17 protein-coding genes are annotated in these 17,630 nt (G+C 35.2%); 5 read left to right on the forward strand and 12 right to left on the reverse strand.

The genetic code is table 11. From position 1 onward, the window contains the following. Positions 1 to 214: 214 nt before the first annotated feature. The gene (locus tag NSS71_RS15955) at positions 215 to 1,750 is read left to right on the forward strand and encodes a glycosyltransferase family 2 protein (RefSeq protein WP_053215796.1); all 1,536 of its coding nucleotides are present in this window, start codon (positions 215 to 217) and stop codon (positions 1,748 to 1,750) included. Next, positions 1,751 to 1,948 (forward strand): hypothetical protein, encoded by a 198-nt coding sequence (locus NSS71_RS15960; protein WP_047944455.1) that lies wholly within the window; start codon positions 1,751 to 1,753, stop codon positions 1,946 to 1,948. Positions 1,949 to 2,099: 151 nt separating this feature from the next. On the opposite strand, the gene NSS71_RS15965 is transcribed toward NSS71_RS15960, so the two are convergent. After that, positions 2,100 to 3,044, reverse strand: a complete 945-nt coding sequence (locus NSS71_RS15965; protein WP_047944456.1) for an LCP family glycopolymer transferase — start codon at positions 3,042 to 3,044, stop codon at positions 2,100 to 2,102. 53 nt (positions 3,045 to 3,097) lie between these two features. Beyond that, on the reverse strand, positions 3,098 to 3,301 hold the full coding sequence (locus tag NSS71_RS25720; protein ID WP_095259294.1) for an NlpC/P60 family protein: 204 nt from the start codon (positions 3,299 to 3,301) through the stop codon (positions 3,098 to 3,100). Positions 3,302 to 3,766: 465 nt separating this feature from the next. On the opposite strand from NSS71_RS25720, the gene NSS71_RS15970 reads away from it, so the two are divergent. After that, positions 3,767 to 4,546 (forward strand): CAP domain-containing protein, encoded by a 780-nt coding sequence (locus tag NSS71_RS15970; protein WP_235850142.1) that lies wholly within the window; start codon positions 3,767 to 3,769, stop codon positions 4,544 to 4,546. An 87-nt stretch (positions 4,547 to 4,633) separates the two neighbouring features. Here the strand turns inward: NSS71_RS15970 and NSS71_RS15975 are convergent, their stop codons facing one another. The 6 genes from NSS71_RS15975 to NSS71_RS16000 form a co-directional block, all read right to left on the reverse strand. Further along, positions 4,634 to 7,669 carry a glucosaminidase domain-containing protein gene (locus NSS71_RS15975; RefSeq protein ID WP_053215797.1) on the reverse strand — a complete coding sequence of 1,012 codons (3,036 nt, stop codon included), beginning with the start codon at positions 7,667 to 7,669 and terminating at the stop codon, positions 4,634 to 4,636. 663 nt (positions 7,670 to 8,332) lie between these two features. Further along, on the reverse strand, positions 8,333 to 8,974 hold the full coding sequence (locus NSS71_RS15980) for a hypothetical protein (RefSeq protein ID WP_061798121.1): 642 nt from the start codon (positions 8,972 to 8,974) through the stop codon (positions 8,333 to 8,335). A gap of 38 nt (positions 8,975 to 9,012) precedes the next feature. Further along, a complete protein-coding gene (locus NSS71_RS15985; protein ID WP_061798122.1) occupies positions 9,013 to 9,621 on the reverse strand; it encodes a hypothetical protein in 609 nt (202 codons plus the stop codon). A 142-nt stretch (positions 9,622 to 9,763) separates the two neighbouring features. Beyond that, complete coding sequence (locus tag NSS71_RS15990) at positions 9,764 to 10,351, reverse strand: restriction endonuclease (protein ID WP_061798124.1); 588 nt, start codon at positions 10,349 to 10,351, stop codon at positions 9,764 to 9,766. A gap of 83 nt (positions 10,352 to 10,434) precedes the next feature. Continuing rightward, complete coding sequence (locus NSS71_RS15995; RefSeq protein ID WP_336045138.1) at positions 10,435 to 10,896, reverse strand: GNAT family N-acetyltransferase; 462 nt, start codon at positions 10,894 to 10,896, stop codon at positions 10,435 to 10,437. 55 nt (positions 10,897 to 10,951) lie between these two features. Continuing rightward, positions 10,952 to 11,329: a hypothetical protein gene (locus NSS71_RS16000; protein ID WP_095259283.1), complete on the reverse strand. Its 378-nt coding sequence runs from the start codon at positions 11,327 to 11,329 to the stop codon at positions 10,952 to 10,954. A 325-nt stretch (positions 11,330 to 11,654) separates the two neighbouring features. On the opposite strand from NSS71_RS16000, the gene celB reads away from it, so the two are divergent. Further along, entirely contained in the window at positions 11,655 to 12,959 is a 1,305-nt protein-coding gene (celB, locus tag NSS71_RS16005; protein ID WP_047944461.1) for a PTS cellobiose transporter subunit IIC, read from the forward strand. A 206-nt stretch (positions 12,960 to 13,165) separates the two neighbouring features. Here the strand turns inward: celB and NSS71_RS16010 are convergent, their stop codons facing one another. From NSS71_RS16010 to NSS71_RS16025, 4 genes are read right to left on the reverse strand one after another with little or no spacing between them, the layout of a single operon-like run. Further along, positions 13,166 to 13,483, reverse strand: a complete 318-nt coding sequence (locus NSS71_RS16010) for a PTS lactose/cellobiose transporter subunit IIA (protein ID WP_047944462.1) — start codon at positions 13,481 to 13,483, stop codon at positions 13,166 to 13,168. Between the two features lie 23 nt (positions 13,484 to 13,506). Then, positions 13,507 to 13,812: a PTS sugar transporter subunit IIB gene (locus NSS71_RS16015; protein ID WP_047944463.1), complete on the reverse strand. Its 306-nt coding sequence runs from the start codon at positions 13,810 to 13,812 to the stop codon at positions 13,507 to 13,509. Positions 13,813 to 13,851: 39 nt separating this feature from the next. Continuing rightward, positions 13,852 to 15,171 carry a PTS sugar transporter subunit IIC gene (locus NSS71_RS16020; RefSeq protein ID WP_047944464.1) on the reverse strand — a complete coding sequence of 440 codons (1,320 nt, stop codon included), beginning with the start codon at positions 15,169 to 15,171 and terminating at the stop codon, positions 13,852 to 13,854. Positions 15,172 to 15,196: 25 nt separating this feature from the next. Then, complete coding sequence (locus NSS71_RS16025; protein ID WP_047944465.1) at positions 15,197 to 16,609, reverse strand: glycoside hydrolase family 1 protein; 1,413 nt, start codon at positions 16,607 to 16,609, stop codon at positions 15,197 to 15,199. Between the two features lie 164 nt (positions 16,610 to 16,773). Between NSS71_RS16025 and NSS71_RS16030 the strand changes: the two genes are divergently transcribed. Further along, positions 16,774 to 17,487, forward strand: a complete 714-nt coding sequence (locus NSS71_RS16030) for a GntR family transcriptional regulator (protein WP_047944466.1) — start codon at positions 16,774 to 16,776, stop codon at positions 17,485 to 17,487. Positions 17,488 to 17,630 lie beyond the last annotated feature (143 nt).

Consider the following 17,630-nt stretch of genomic DNA (forward strand, 5'->3'; position numbering starts at 1 on the left):
CAAACTTATTAGTTTCCTCTATTATAAAGGATATAAATGGTAGTAATTAAAAGGAAATAGTATTATACTATTTTTGAATTAGGTAAATAGAACACTGTATAGTCCTATCATAAACTTAACTATTGTAATAAAGAAGATAATTATTTATCGCAAAAAGTGTGGTATGATAAATCTTATGAATAAAAGGAAACATGTAATTTTGGAGGGTAAGTAATTGAAAGTAACGATAGCTATTCCAATTTATAATGCGGCTCGACATTTAAATGTTACATTAGATTCATTAATGAACCAAACAATGGATGCTGCCGATTTCGAAATTATCTGTGTCAATGATCGTTCTACAGATAATAGTTTAGGTGTAATAAATGAATATCAAAAGAAGATGAGTAATTTAATCCTAATTGATCGTGTGGAAAATTCAGGCGGTCCTATGATTCCTCGAAACGATGCCATTGAAGCAGCTAGAGGAGAGTATATCTTATTTTTAGATAATGATGATTTTTTAGGTGAAGAAACATTAGAAAGATTTTATAATGCAGCAACAGAACATAAGTCAGACGTTATTTTTGGAAAATATGTAGGGGTAAACGGTCGGGTAGTTCCTCAATCTATGTTTAAAAAAGGCAATAGATACAACGCGGATATCATTGAGGATAATCTAGTGTATAGTTTAGCTCCCCATAAAATGTTCAATTTACAATTTGTTAAAGAAAATGGTTTTCAATTCCATCCCAAAGCAGTAGTTGGAGAAGATCAGCTATTTGTAATGCAATGCTTCATAAATGCTAAAGTAATAACCGTGCTATCAGACTATGATTACTATTATGTGGTCGCAAGAGGAAATGAAAATTTAAGCCTGAAATATTTTCCTGCAAATGAATTTTTCTTCTCCTTCAACCGTATTATGGAGTTTCTTGAAAATAGCAGTCTGAATGCTATTTATAAAAGGGAGCTTAAGATAGCCTTTTTAAATCGATTCTTACATGCAAGTAGATTAAAAGGCCATCTACTATCTGGTTTGCTAAACAAAGAACAGAAAAAAGATTGGTTAAATGAGACCAAATTATTTATTGATAATCATGTAGGAGATGACCTTATTGCTTCTATGCATTCTAGATTTCAATATTTACTAAAGGTAGCTAAAGAAAATGATGTGGATAAATTATTAGCCATTCATCGTCATATAAACAAAGTAACCGCAAATGACATTTCGAAAGTGGAAAACGGCTTTATCTATGCAAGGTTAAGAAAAGTTTCTAAAGAAATTTCCTATGATGAAGAACATGTTGTAAATCAATTTAACACTTCTAATGTGTTTATTTCCGAATTAGAATTTGATGATAGAACATTCACAATTAATGGGCAAATGACACAAAGTTTATTAATTAACCAGGATGTGGAATATGAACTACGTTTAGTCCACAGACCAACAGGCTTAGAAGTACATCATAAAAATCAATTCCCAGGTATACAAGAAAAATTTACATTTGTGGTAGATTATCAAGAAATACTCTTTGATGAAAAGTTTGTTGGGGTTTGGGACCTATTTGTAGAGGCAACTGTTAATGGCTATGTAAAAAGAAGAAGGTTAGGCTCTTCTCGAGCTGAGTTCCTTAAAAAACATGATATAATTCCTTCTCTACATTCGTTTGGAAAAGTTTATTCTATTCAACCATTTTACACGAAACCTCTTAGCAATATTTCATTGGAAGTTAAACTTGAGGATAAAAGTAAGAAAGGGAATAAATAGATGAAAAAAGTGAAAACATTAAAAAATGTCACAACATATGCTCGTCCTTCTGTTAATGCAATTAAAGTGAACCATTATGAAGAGGCGGGAGTAGAGCTAACAGTTTGGCCAAGCATTAAAGGTTGGTACGAATTACGACCGGTCGATTTTGACGGCATCATGAATACAGAGTTCATTCAAACAAAAGATGTAAAATAAGGCTAAAAAATTATAATAATCATGGGAAAGCAGTGAGATGGATCTTTATTTCCATTTTTCGTTCATTGCGGGAATCTAAACAAGAGAACCATTCCTCTGAAAACAAAAAAGGGTGCTAACTATTCATAGTTAATACCCTTTTTTCGTCCATTTACTTTAAATTCTCTGTCAACATATCATGAACTTTTGCCTTTTCTTCATCAGGAACATTTAAATAGTATGTTTGTCCAGGCGGTGTTCCTTGTCCGGTAACCTCATACTGCTCTACTGATTTACGCACACTTCGGTAATTTTTCTGTATCGTCATCATCTGGTCAAAGGTAATATTTGTTTTTACATTTGCTCCAAGAGCGTCGAGTATTTCATTAAAATGGGTAACAGTAGATATTCCTGTAGCCTTGTCAATTATCGCACTAATAACTTTGCGCTGTCTTTCATTTCTGCCAAAATCCCCGTTTGGATCTAGGTGACGCATTCTTACAAATCCTAATGTTTGTGGTCCATTTAAAGTTAATGTACCTTTTTCATAATGATAGCCTTTTTTATAATAACCTTCATCAATCCAATCCAAATCATTTTGAACGGTGATTCCGCCTATAGCATCAACAAGATCACTTAACGCTTCCATATTGACTTGGATATAATAGTCCATCTTTACACCAGTGAAATTTTCCACTGTATCCTTGGCCATTTTAACGCCGCCATAAGCATAAGCAGCATTTATTTTTGTTACTCGCCCATCTCCGATAATTTCTGTTTTGGTATCACGTGGAATACTTACCATTTGCATCTTCTCATTTTTCGGATTTAGCGTCATTACAATAAGGGTATCGGATCTTCCAACATCCCCTTTTCTTTGATCTATCCCCATTAATAAAATAGAAATTGGCTTTTGATGCGAAAGCTTCTCTTCCCTTTCCTTTTTTGCTGAATTTGAATCCTCTGCAAGCGGCTCATACATTTCATTCGCTGCCTGTTCTACAGAATGAAATAAATAATAAATATAAGACCCTGCCCCTATTATAAGTATCCCGATAATCGACCATACAATAATCCATAATTTTTTCTTCCTTTTTTTCCTTACTCTCTTCTCCATTTTTTGCGCTCTCCTTCTTTATTTTTTATGGGTATTTTAAACACTTTTGTATTTTATACGATAAAAATGAGAAAATGATGAAAATTAGGGACGATATGCTCACTTCCCCTTTCTTTTGGGAACAAGAGTATCGTCTTCTCATTTTGAAACCAATAAGTGTTATCCATAAAATAAACAGCAATGCCTTTTATACTAGTAGCAGAAATAAATTGATTTTCTCCCAGATAAATTCCTACATGAGAAATGGTGCCAAAAATAAGTTACCTGACTGTAGGTTAGCTCTTTGAATGACTGTCCTTGATGTTTATATTCCCGCCGACGTATTTACGGGCCATCCGCATTTATATCAAAGTAACTAGGAGACACTATGCTTAAATTTCTTTGGGTTTTATCAATTGAGGAATATACAATTTCGTATTGCCGAAGTAAAGATGAGACCTATTAAAAGTTATCATAACAGGATTGCTGCTTCCTTAAATGCAAAATAAGCGTATACTCCCCATCCACTTCCTTTATTTCCATCTGATGAAAAAGACTCAAGTTCCTCCTGCCATTAGTATGGATTCAGAGGGACGGTTCTAATGAGTCACCCCCATACTCCAATTTATGGGAAAAGCAAACAGAAGAACAGTCTCTCTGCATTTGTTTTTAATTCCCATTTGTATTTTGATGAAAAGATGAAAAAATAAAAAAGTAAATATCTTAATAAAAGGAGCAAAATGATGATGAAGTTTAAAAATATATTATCAATCCTTGCTTGCATGCCTTTCCTTATGCTAGCTGGATGTAACAATAATGACCGTGAAGCTTCAGACATGAATATGGATCGTTATAATGATTCTACAATTTCTAGCTTAACAACAAATGTAAATAGTAATAAATATCCGCATACACAACCTGTAAAAATTCAAAATGCTAAATACGAATTCCGGACAATTGTCGGAACTTATGATTCAAATAATCCAAATGCAACTAATGGACAACAAGTGCAAAAAGCGACACCACAGCAACAGGCTACAGAGCAGCAACAACAAGCAAATCAAGGTACGCAGCCAGGTGCTCAATCAGCTCCGCAAACAACACCTAATAATAATACAGCACCTAATAATACGGCAAAAAAAGAACCGAGTAACTTTGTGTCGGAAGTAATAGACTTAACAAACGCTGAAAGAAAAAAACAAGGACTTCCTGATTTACAAGCGTATCCAGAATTAAATAATGTAGCGGATATGAAAGCAAAAGATATGAATGACAAAGGGTATTTCTCACATACAAGCCCCACTTATGGATCTCCATTTGACATGATGAGAGACTTTGGAATTACGTACGAGTCAGCCGGTGAAAATATTGCTCAAGGACAACGCACACCAGAAGAAGTAGTAAACGCTTGGATGAATAGCGAAGGACACCGCGCAAACATTCTAAATAACAAGTATACGCATATCGGTGTAGGTTTTGATGAAGGCGGTTATGAATGGGTACAAATGTTTGTTAAAAAATAAAAAAGGGGCGGTTTTTAAACCGCTCCCTCTTCTTTTACCTATAAATTAGAATCCAATGGGTAACAGTAGAACCGTCCCTCTGCTCCCTTACTTATATACTGGAATATCTAAATATAGAACGTACGGTCTTAGGTTGTATACTTCAGACATCACCTGTACCTGTTTGGAGGCCCAGCCAATATCTGTCGCGTATTGATGCCCAGCCGCTTTAGATTTTACCATTTTTTCTGGATTCCAACGCATTTTGTATAGCGTATTTTGTACAATTCGATCGGCATTATTTCCGCCTATATAGCCATTTTCAATAAAGGCAGCTCCACCCAAAATAGCTTTATATGGAGTGTCCCAGCCATTTTTGTATGCGGCTTCTGCTCCACACTTTTCTGGACAGTCATCGTATGCACCGATACCATACATATTATAGACTGTTTTGTTATTGTACTTTATTCCTTTTGCAAGCGTGGATTTACCGTTTCCAGTTTCTAATAAAGTATGAGCCATTAAATAAACTTCATTTATGCCATACTTCTTCCCTGCATCAATAAACGCTTGTCCTTGTCCTTCTAAAATTCCCTTCCCTTTAAGGTATTGGTTTAGAATACTAACTGGAACTTGACTTGATTTCGTCAAGTCCATGAATTGGAATCTCTGCACTTTATCTTTAGAAAAATTGACTGGATCTAGATAGTACTTTACATCTGATGAAGTAGCATTACGCCAAGCATTGTAGCTTACTTCTACCCACTTGTCTTTTTCTTCTATAACCGTTAATACGGTTCCCTTTTTTACCGTGCCATAGGTATGACTTGTCGTACTTTCTTTTGAGCGAATATTTAGAGTATCAGCATTTACTCTTCCTACTCTCGCTCCCATTTTCACGAGTGAGCTATGAACAAATAGGTCTTTTCCATTATATTCAATCTTATACCATTTTTCGCTGTTAGAGGTTTTATCCCCTTTAACATTGTTATCTAAAACGAGAATGGCCGTACCGGACTTCACTTTCTCCTCCACATTTTTATCATCTTTTAACTCTGGAGAAGTTCTTAGTTTCACATCGTTTTCATTGATTGTCGCTTTGTTCATCAGTTCAAGATACTCTTTGCTCGCAAATGCCTTTTCGTTGCGGTATTTATCTGTCTGCGGTGAAACTTTCATTTGCAATGCTAATGCATCTTGAAAGGAAATATTATAGTTTGTATTTTGTATAGTCAGGTTGGTTTTAAAGGAGTTCTTTTCACTAACAGCTTCTCCTTTTCCTTTTTCGACAAGCTTTATCTCAACTGCTTCAACTCGCTTAAATAAATCTTCCGTTCCGGCTTTCATTCCATTCTTTGCCCATCCCAGCCAGCCATAGGATTGAACATGTACACGATAATAGATCTCGTAGTAATTAGCAATTTCACCAGATAGGTTAATTTTTACCGCTTCTAACGGTTTGGAATAGCCTTCGATACCAGATACACCGTTATTAGTTACACTACTCAACCAATTTGTACCTTGCATTTTAGAAGAATATATAACATTTCCACTATAAGGAGAGTTTTCAAGATTAATTTTTATTGCTTCTATCCGTTTAGATTGTCCTTGTGTACCACTTAATGTGCCATTTTTCACTGTCTTTGTCCAACCATCAGATTGAACATAGGTTTCGTAAGCGACAGAAGGCTTTGTTAAAAATGGTTTAGAAGTAGAACCCGGAGCTTTTCCTCCTTTTTCTACCAATACCACATTTATTCCCTCTACTTGCTTACCTAATCCTTCTGTTCCTGCTGATTGACCATTTTTTGCCCAACCTAGCCAGCCATAACCATTTGCATTCACACGATAATACACATCATAATGCTTCGCCATTTCTCCAGATAAGCTTACTTGAATCGCCTCAACACGTTTGCCTTCGCCAGCTTTACCACTTATAGCTCCATTGGCAGAAGCATTCAACCAGCCATGTCCTTGGACATTTGTCTTATAGTTAATTCCACCTGAGTATGGAGTATTTTTTAAAGCAACCTTTATCGCTTCGATTCTCATATTCTGACCAGAAGTACCTGATAATGCACCGTTTTTCACTGTTTTTGTCCAGCCATTATTCTGAACATAAGTAGAATAAGCAACGGATAGATCTGTTATATATGGCCTTTCTGTAGGTCCAGGTGGATTTTCTCCCTTTTCTACAAGCTTAATCTGAATGGATTCCACTCGTTTCGAAAGCCCTGCAGTTCCAGCTGGTTGGCCATTTTTTGCCCAACCAAGCCAGCCGTAACTTTGAGCATGGACACGATAATATACATCATAATGCTTTGCCATTTCTCCTGTTAAGTTAATTTGGATAGCTTCTACTCGTTTACTTTTTCCTGTAGTGCCGCTTACTGCTCCATTTGAAACTGAATCCAGCCAGCCGTAACTTTGAACATGTGTCTTGTACGTAATTCCACCTGAGTATGGAGTATTATTCAAGGAAATTTTAATCCCTTCCACTCGCTTACTCTTTCCTGTTGTTCCAGCAGTGGCTCCATTTTTGACTGCATTCATCCAGCCATAGCTTTGAACATGTGCAGAATAATTTACGGATAACTTGGCTACAAATGGCTTAGCTGTGGAACCAGGCGCTGCTTGTCCTTTTTTCACTAAGACAATCTCCATCGCTTCCACTCGCTTTGAAAGACCCTCTGTTCCAGCTGACTGGCCATTTTTTGCCCAGTCTAACCAGCCATAGCTTTGGGCATGGACACGATAATATACATCATAGTGCTTCGCCATTTCTCCCGTTAAGTTAATTTGAATAGCTTCTACCCGTTTAGATTTTCCAGTAGTTCCACTGATAGCATTATCTTTCACACTATTCATCCAACCATAGCTTTGAACATGAGTTTTATAGGTAATGTTCCCTGAGTATGGTTTATTTTTCAAATCAATCTTAACCGCTTCCACTCGTTTGCTTTTTCCTGTCGTTCCAGATAGCTTGCCATTAGATACACTATCCATCCAGCCATAGCTTTGAACATGTGACGAATAGCTAATCGTTGGATTTTGCGCTGCTTTGACGTTAGTAACATTTGTGCCATATATCATACCTAGTAAAATAACTACAAAAAAGTAAAAAATTTGTCTGTTTTTATTCATAGATTTTCTGTCATTTCCCCCTATTAACAAAATTCAGGACATAAAATGATAAAACTTTCATTCTTATGTCCTACTAATATTCTCTTTTTCTACAACTATTCTATCATATACGACATTATAATATTAACAATTTTAAAAAATAGGGAATTTGGAGGAGGAAATAAGAAAGGAAATAGAGAGAGTTTTTCCTTTTAATTAAGGAATGCCTGTTGTTGACAGAGAAATTGACTATGATACTAAGCCATTATTGAACTAGTTATATTAGAATCTAGTATATTTATCATTAACAAAGGGAACTACCTGCATGCACTTATGTCTGATAAGATAATGAAAGAAAATGACTCAATCTATATAATTCAAAAATGTTATCCATATTTTATTAGAGGAGCTCCACTGATGTATTCATTAAATGAATTCACCCAACAATATATAAGCAAGAATTAGAAAATAATAATCTAGAGAAAAAAACTATCATGTTTTAAACAAACAGCTAACATACTAGGTGTATAGAGATGAATTATCGACCTTTTGGAATTTAGACTTGTTAGCCTGTCATTAGGCACACACAAACGCAGCATTTGTCGTGTTTTTCTCAAATGGTTACCATCTTCAGTACGTGGTGCGATAGGGAATCAGTAGAATCTGATTCCCCTCTTCCTTTTTCTACTGTAAATTCAAGAACACATTCCCCCCGAGCATCTCTTCATAGCGTAGCTGCGCTTTTTCTCCTTTTTTCACTAACCCAGAGATATATCCTTCTTTTTCGTTTCCTACATACATTTCATAACTAAATTCAGGGTCAGTTGTACCGAGAATGTCACCACTATATATATCCCCATTTTCACTAACCATTTCGAAATTCATTATTCCGTCAATATAGAAGGACAAATCTTTTGTAGCCGATTCAGTAAACTTCACTTTTGTTTTTGCTAAAAGCCATTCATATCCATCTGGAGCAGGCTCATTGAATTCATTCATAGATTTCAATTTTTGATAAGCATCCTCTCCGCGTGTCACTTCCAATACGGTTAAATCAAATTTTATGGGAAAAGACTCCCCTTCGTCATTATATAGTTCATCATCAACCGTTACTGTCTTCTTCAATGGGACTGGATTGCTTCGAGTGCCGAGCTTTGATTTTGCTTCTTCTTTCTTATCTGACTCTTTTGTCTGTGCTTCTTCCTGACCTTCATGATCTTCTTTCATTTTTACATCCTTGGTATCTTGTCCACATCCTCCAAGAATAGCGATAATAAATAAACTAGTAAGACACAGCTTAAAAATATTGGGTAGCTTAATTTTCATGTTCATTCTCCTTACTTTTCTCTATGTAAAAACTCCTTCTATTTATCCGAATCCTCTTCTAAATCATCAGGATAAATGGTTTCATCCAAAACTTTCTTTGTAGCCTCGTCTTTTGTCCAAATCTTGACTTGATAATCATCTGGGTCTACGCCACTATACACTTGATACATCATGCCTGTTATTCCAAGGGTAAAAATAGCAAAACTATCCATACTATCTTCATATTTCTTTTTATCAACCACTAACGTAAATTCAGAAAATGATTTATTATGCGTGATATCCTTAATAGACACATAATCATCACTCTCTTTTATTTCCTTAATGGATTCTTCTAACGAGGTTTCCATTTCCTTCATCATCTCTTTATGTTTTGCCTTAGACATTTTATAAGTAAGGGAACCATCTTCATTTTTAGTAACTTTAATGCCCTCTTTTTCTACATCCGCAATTACGGAATCAATATCTTCCCCTTCAAACAAAGAGGCTGGCAGTGTGATTTCAACATTTAAAAGACCTTTATCCACATTCACCTTTTGTTCATCTGCTTGTTTGTTATTATCCGTATTTTCCTTTTTATTCTTATCTGCTGAACAAGCAACAAGCAATATCATACATACTGCCAGAAAAGCATACGTAAATTTCCTCATAAAAAATCCCCCTCCAAATCATTTTTGACAGAACCGTTTCCATTATTATTCCTTTTTCCTATTTTCCAATACATCTAAAAAAGAAGCAGAGAGATGGCTCTTCCGAATACATAACTTCAGATGAACCGTCCCTCTGCTTCCCTTAAACGAGCAATAATTCCTTCATTTCTTTTTCCTCTTTGCTCAAACTACTTAACCAGCTTTCCACAAACTTAACACCGTCGATTAATTCAACATTTAATCCTTTGGCATATTCATAAGCTGCAGATGTAAAGCTGCCTGTTGTAATAACATATCCACCTTGAGCTCCTCGTTTGATTATATTCGAATGAATCAGGGCAATTGAATCAAATGGTAAATCTCCTTGATAACATTTTACTTGTCCAAGAAACAATCCTTTTTCTGTTTCATGTTCAAAGTCTACTCCAAAATCACCTGTCGGAGGAGTCACCCATGTCGATCCGCCTCTTGTCTTCTCCATAATTTCCGCAGCAAACCTTTCAAATTGGCGAGGATCTTGTTTTAAATAAATAGATGAATAGTTATTGTCTTTTTCCTCTTTACAAAACCTTAAATAAAGCCCCATTGCCAATGTCTTTTTTAACTCGTCACTTGACTCGATATGATTAGCCAGCAGAGTAGTCTGATAATCATTTTCTTTTTTAGTCCATAAGTATTTCATAAAAGCCAAGATTAAAAGAATCGCTACTATAATTTCTATGTAGAACATTTCACAACACCCCTTGCATTATTAAAGGGTAGGCAGGAATGCTGTATTTTATACCGAAATTAGGTATTCAAATCTAATCTTCGTTACTTAGTTTGCGCTATTTTTCCGTTTAATAACATATCAATATGAGGAATATTGTCTTCTAAATATACTTCTGATATGGCTTGAAAGCCAAAAGACTGATAAAAGTTCCGCAAATAGTCCTGTGCCTGAATTTTTATCCTCTCTTCTTTTAGCTCTTGCTTGATATAATCAATCCCGCGATTTACAAGCTCTTCTGCAAATCCTTGTCCTCTATATTCTTTCTTTACAAAAATTCTCCCTAAAGAGGCCTCTGGATATGACACCCCTGGAGGTAAAATTCTTAAATACGCAACAATCTCCCCCTGTTTTTCAGCAAAAAGATGAAACGATTCTAAATCCTTTCCATCCACCTCTAAATAAGGACAATTTTGCTCCACCACAAAAACAGCCGTTCTCTCTTTCAAAAGCGTATATAATTCCACGTTTGTTAACTCATTAAATTTCTTTATATGCCATTTCACCTGTATATTTCCCCCTCGTTAGTCCTCAGAGGAACGATTGTACTGAAGACATACCTCAGTAGTACCGCCCCTCTGCTTCCGCCATTTTCCTCCTCAGCTCAGCTGCCACCTCTGTTGGATTTTCAATTTGGAAAATGACATAGCGATACTTCTCATGGTTATCCAATTCGATGATTACGACTGGAATCCTTCCTTCGTAAGATAAAAAATACCATTCATCTTGGTATTTATAAGAGCCTTCATATATATTTAACGGCGAAATAGAAGTTCCAGGCATACGAATCATCCATTTCGGTGGATCAAAATAATCAACAAATACACTCTTAATCATGCTATAGGGCATCTTCACTTTATGCTTGAAAGTGAACAGCATCATAAATCCTCTTATCTTCAGTACAGCAGCGTCCTCTTCAAAAATAATTTCCCTGTTCATTTAACTCCCTCCTAAAGAATGTCTCTAAGTATTTACGAATTAGCAAGGATTATGTTTCACCTACTATTGTATTGTCCTAGATAACATTTTCCAAATTAAACGGAAAAAGCATAGCTGTAGTTTATAAACAGCTTGAACTAAACTGAATAGTAAAAAGATAGTTGAAAATGTTTTAGCAAAAGGGAGGTGGTCCAGTAAGAGTGCTTTATTCATTCCTAATTTAGTTTAGTATTGCTATCATACAGATATTTTTTACAAACAGGCTTTCGTTAAAGCTTCATTCTTTTTTGTAAGCGTTTAAAAAATATTTAGAGGAGTGTTGTTAATGGATAAATTCACTACCTTTTTAGAAAAAATATTATTGCCAATAGCCCGGAAATTAAATACAAATCGTTATCTTGGTGCACTGCGTGACGGATTTATGAGTGCTTTACCTATGATTATATTTGGATCAATCTTTGTTGTTTTAGCTAATTTGCCCTTTTTAGATAAAATCCTGAATGAGGGTGCTGTTACCTCTTATAAAAATGCGCTAGGTCCAGCTTCTGCATCTACATTAAGTATTATGGGACTATTCGTAATATGTGGGATTGGCTTTAAATTAACGCAATATTATAAAATGGATGGGCTATATGGCGGTTTCGCATCGATTGCGGCATTCATTATCTTAACTCCACAAGTATTGGAAGGCGTTTCTGGTGTTATTCCTTCTGCAGCATTAGGTGCACAAGGTCTGTTTTTAGGAATTTTCACCGCTTTCTTATCGGTTGAATTATATCGTTTCTTTTTACAAAAAAACTGGACCATAAAAATGCCAGATGGTGTGCCTGAGGCCGTATCGAAATCTTTCAGTTCTTTAATTCCTATTACCTTCACCTTAACAATATTTCTCTTAATTCGTATCCTATTTAGCTACACCTCCTTTGAAACGGTACAAAATTTTATTTTCACTGTGATTCAAAAACCTTTAACCTCTCTTGGAAGCGGGCTTGCCGCAACCATTATCGCCGTTTTAATCATTCAGTTATTTTGGTTTTTTGGACTGCATGGCCAAATCATTGTGAATTCCATTATGGACCCAATTTGGATGACTCTTTCTTTAGAAAATCTTGAAGCCTTTAACGCTGGTTTAGAGCGGCCCAATATTGTTAATAATCAGTTCATTGATACGTTCATCGTTGGAATGGGCGGAACTGGAATGACAATGGCCGTTATTCTTGGTATCTTTTTCATTACCAAAAGTAAGCAATTACGACAACTTGGGAAGCTGGGGGGAGGACCATCGATATTTAACGTAAATGAACCGATTATTTTTGGTTTGCCAATTGTTATGAACCCTTTAATTATCATTCCATGGCTTTTATCTCCAGTTGTTGTAACAATCGTTACCTATTTCTCCATGGCAACAGGGCTTGTCCCCGTATCGACAGGGGTACACGTCCCATGGACTACGCCCATATTTATCGGTGGGATGCTTGTTACTAATTCAATAGCAGGTGGAATTCTTCAACTCGTTAATTTAGCAATCGTCGTAGTAATCTGGATTCCGTTCCTTGCCATCTTAGATAAACAATACTTTCGTTCTGAAATTAAAATTCCTGCATCCAAAGAGAAGAAAATAGCAAACTAGAAACAGATAGACGGTTTAAGGGGAGTGAAACAGTCTTCTTTTTTAATGAGAATGTGTGAACAAGCTTCAAGATGAAGTAGCACCAATAATTTTAAAAAATAATAAATGCAAAGAGGATAGTATGGCCGCTATCCTCCTAAAAGGTCTTGAAATATATAGTTATCCTACTTAGCAGATACTTCAAAATAAACCCTTTATTTCCAACTTCAGTTAACGGTACTTAGTTCTTGCCTCCATTCAATCATTTCTGCAATGAGCAATTTAATTGTTTCTGTACTCATAAATTGATCTTCTGCATGCATTAATAAAATGGAGAATTCTGTTTTATTACCCGCAGCCTCATTTTTGATTAATTCACCATGAACTTTATGGCCTTCAACCAAAAGGTCTGATCCTTCCTTCATCAATGAAGCTGCACTGGAAAAATCACCGTTTTTCGCTTGAGCTAGTGCTTCTATAAACTTTGTCTTCGCCATCCCAACATTCCCAATGATTTGAAAAGCAATTAGTTCTGTTCCTTCCATTCCAATCCCTCGCCTCTTCTAAACTATTTTTCTATCATTTCTAATGCGGTCTTAAGAACTGCCGCTCCGTTTACTCTTCCATAATCAACAAAATCAATGACAGTAACAGGAATACTATTACCGACTACTTTCTCTGTATTGCTTTTTAAATATCCTACCTGTGGTCCCAATAAAACAATATCTGCTTTTTCCCAGTTTTCATGTAATTCTGCATCTGAAACCGCCCAAATATTTACCTCTATGCTTTGCTCTTTTGCTGCCTGCTTCATTTTTTCTACTAAAAAACTCGTAGACATTCCTTGATTACATACTAATAAAATATTTTTCATACAAACCACTCCTCCTATAGAATAGACTGTTTTTATTCCTTATTTATTCTGCATCGCACTTACTCTCTCATCTACTTTTAAAAATGGCAGATACATAAATACTGTTATTATGATGATCAATAATTGTAAGACAGATGCTCTCCAGTCACCTCCTGTAGCTAGGAATCCTGAAATAATCGGTGGTGTAGTCCATGGGGTTTGAACAACCACGTGATTTATTAAACCTAAAGCTGTCGCAAAATAGGCAACTGATAAAGAAAAAATTGGAGCAAGAACAAATGGAATAATTAACATTGGGTTAAATACAATTGGCAGCCCAAATATAATTGGCTCACTAATATTAAAGATTGAAGGTGTTAAGGACATTTTTGATATATCTCTATAATCCTTACGTCTGCTAAAGATAAAAATAGCAATCAACAATGCAATCGTATTTCCAGACCCCCCCATAACAGCGAAGGTATCTTTAAAGGCCATATTAATTATATGGGGTATCTCTTGATGATTAGCGTATGCTAACATATTATCTTGCATGTTTTGTAATAAAAAGGGATCCAAAAGCGCTCCGGAAATAACTGCCTGATGGATACCGAATCCAAAAAACAAATTAGCGATTGAAGTAATTAATAAGAACCCTGGTAAACTGGTTGTCACATAGCTTAATGGCTTAGTAATAATGGTGGATATTAAAGTATTAAAATCCATATTAAATACTTGATTTAATAAAAAGGATGCAACTGCAAAGATAATAACATTCACCATAATCGGAATTAACACATTAAAAGATTTAATAACTGCCGGTGGTATATTCCCACTGATATTGATTTGCATTTTTTTATTTGAAGATAATTTTATAAATAAATCGGTTGCAAGCAGCCCTACGATAATCCCAACAAACATTCCTGATGCGCTTGTATAACTCACAGGAATCACATTAGAAATAAGAAAGCTTTCGGTTGATCCTTCTGGTGAAAAAGTCGTTGTTAATGGTGTAACTACTATCATTGTAGAAAGAACAACTAAGATCGGAGCTATTACATTTTTATATCCCCTATTTACACATAGATGATAAGAAATGGCAACAGCTACTAAAAGTGTCATGATATTCAGTGTACCGTTAGCAATTGATACCCCAATAGATTGCCAGGTTGTTAAAGTATCAGGATTAACCAAATTCCCCATAAATCCAGCTGGCTCTAAAATGACATAATTAATCAGAGTCATAAATCCAGCTAGTATCATAAATGGCATAATCGATGCAAAGGCATCGCGTAGACTTCTTAGATGAATCTGCGCTCCTAATTTTTGTGCAACAAAAGCAAACCGATCTGCAATACCTTGCTTTGTTGAGTTATTCATGATCTATCCACCCTTTATATTTTATTTATCCCAATTTACTCGTTTCGTACTCAAATCCATTGTCCATGCTCATTTTTTTATAAAATTCTCCACTTTTCTTGATTGTTCTTTCTTGTGTCTCTAAATTAAGAGAAACTAGTCCATATCGATTTTTATAAGCATTAATCCATGACCAGCAATCAATAAATGTCCATAAATGATATCCTTTGATATGGCAGCCTGCTTGAATGGCTTTATGGACATAGGCGAGATGATCTTTAATAAACTCAATTCGATAATCATCTATAATTTGTCCATGCTCATTAAGAAATCGTTCTTCATTCGCTACTCCCATACCATTTTCAGATATAAAAGCTTCTATATTGCCGTAATTATCTCTAATGTCTATACATAAATCATAGATACCTTTTTCATAAATTTCCCATCCGCGGTACACATTCATTTTTTTCCCTGGCATATTATGAAGTTCAAAAAACCATTCTGGTAAAAAAGGGCTTTTTTTATTAATTTCTGTCAGGCGTGCCTTAACTCTTCTTGGTTCATAATAATTCAACCCTAAAATTTGAGAAGTATTTTCTGCAATTACTTTTAAATCGTTTTCTTCATATGAAGGCATCTGATTATATTCCTGCAATATTTTTACCAATTTCTTTGGAAATGTTCCTTTAACCATGGGGTCTAAAAAGCTTCTTGTATAAAAGGCATCCGCAATTTCAGCTGCTTCTACATCAAACTCATTTTGGCTTCTCGGATAAGTTGGACTTAAGTTTAATATTACTCCTATCTTAGAAGGCAGTTGCTTTTCCTTAAAAGATTGAATAGCCTTCGCATGTGCCAATATAGTATTAAATGCTGCCTGTGCACCACGCTTGAAATCTACTAAATTTGGATAATGAAAATCTTCTAAATAACTTCCTAAAATTGGCCCTAACGGCTCATTAAATGTGAACCAATGATAAACCAAATCACCAAACTCTTCAAAACAAGCAGTTGCAAAGTTCACATATGCATTAACCACTTCACGTGATTCCCATCCTCCCTTTTCTTGAAGTACATACGGCATATCAAAATGATAAAGATTAGCAAAAGGTTTGATACCGTTTTCATTCATTTCAGTCAAAAGGTCTCGATAGAAAGAAATTGCCTTTGGATTTCTTTCTCCTACTCCACCATCTGGAAACATCCTTGCCCATGAGATGGAAATGCGGAAAGAATTATGCCCTGTTTCCTTCATTAATCGAATATCTTCCTTGTATCGATTTATATGATCAGTTGTTACTTCAGGTCCAATCCCCTGATAAAAACGTGATGGTTCCGTTTTAAACCAATGTTCCCAAACTGTTTCAGCTTTTCCTGTATTACCTCTACCTTCTGCTTGCTCAGCTGACCAAGCCGTTCCCCACCAAAAATCACTCGGAAACGTTAACATTTCTTTCATAATAAATGCCTCCTTCATTCCTTTACGAACAAACTATACCACTCTTTTTAATATAAGTAAATACTTTTAATAAAAAGTATATACCTTTATTGATTTATATACTTGTTTTTAAATATATGGTATACTTATTAAATGTAAAACCGTTACAAAATGGAGGATTTAACTTGAGCCAACTACCTAAATATATGGAAATATATACAGATATTAGAGATAAGATAAATAATAACGAATATGAGATAAATGAAAAGTTACCTGACGGGGATACGCTTGCTGATTATTACAAATGCAGTAAACTGACAGTAAAAAAAGCATTAGATATTCTTGTTAAAGAAGGAATGGTTGTTAGACGTAGAGGTTCTGGAACTTATGTGAAAGGGGTTTCTACTAACGGAGAAGCTATTGCATTAGGTCCATCAGAAGGCTTATCTAACATTGTTGGAAAAGAGAACATTTCCTCAAAAATCATTCTTTTTTCGATCGAAAAACCTTCCTTAGAAATTGCCAAAAAACTTGAGATTGATGACGAATACATTTATCGAATTATTCGAACAAGGCATATTAATAATAAACCTTATTCGCTGGAACATACTTACATGCCCTTATCTATTATTACTGGATTAGAGCCAAAACATCTAGAAGGATCTATCTATAATTATATTCGCGAGGAATTAAAGCTGAAAACGCATAGCACCCATGTCTGGATTAGAGGAGACAAAGCAAATAGCGAAGATACTTCTTTACTAAAGATTCCAGACAACTCCTTCATGATGGAAATCGAAAAATTAGCCCAGTTAGAAGATGGAAGAATATTCGAATACTCGATCACACGCCATCTGCACGAGAGTTTTGTTTTTGAAACAGTTTTTGTTCATAACTAAGAAGGAAATAAAGGGGCGAGCAACCCGGAAACCTATTTTTCCAAATCAAATGAAAAGAAAAAATCCCCATCTTTATCCAATTAACTGGAACTGAGGACTATATTCATTAATAAAATAATAAAATAGTTTATATCCATTTTATT

The sequence above is a fragment of the Niallia sp. FSL W8-0951 genome (genome assembly GCF_038006525.1).
In the GTDB taxonomy this organism is placed as follows: Bacteria; Bacillota; Bacilli; order Bacillales; family Cytobacillaceae; genus Niallia; species Niallia circulans.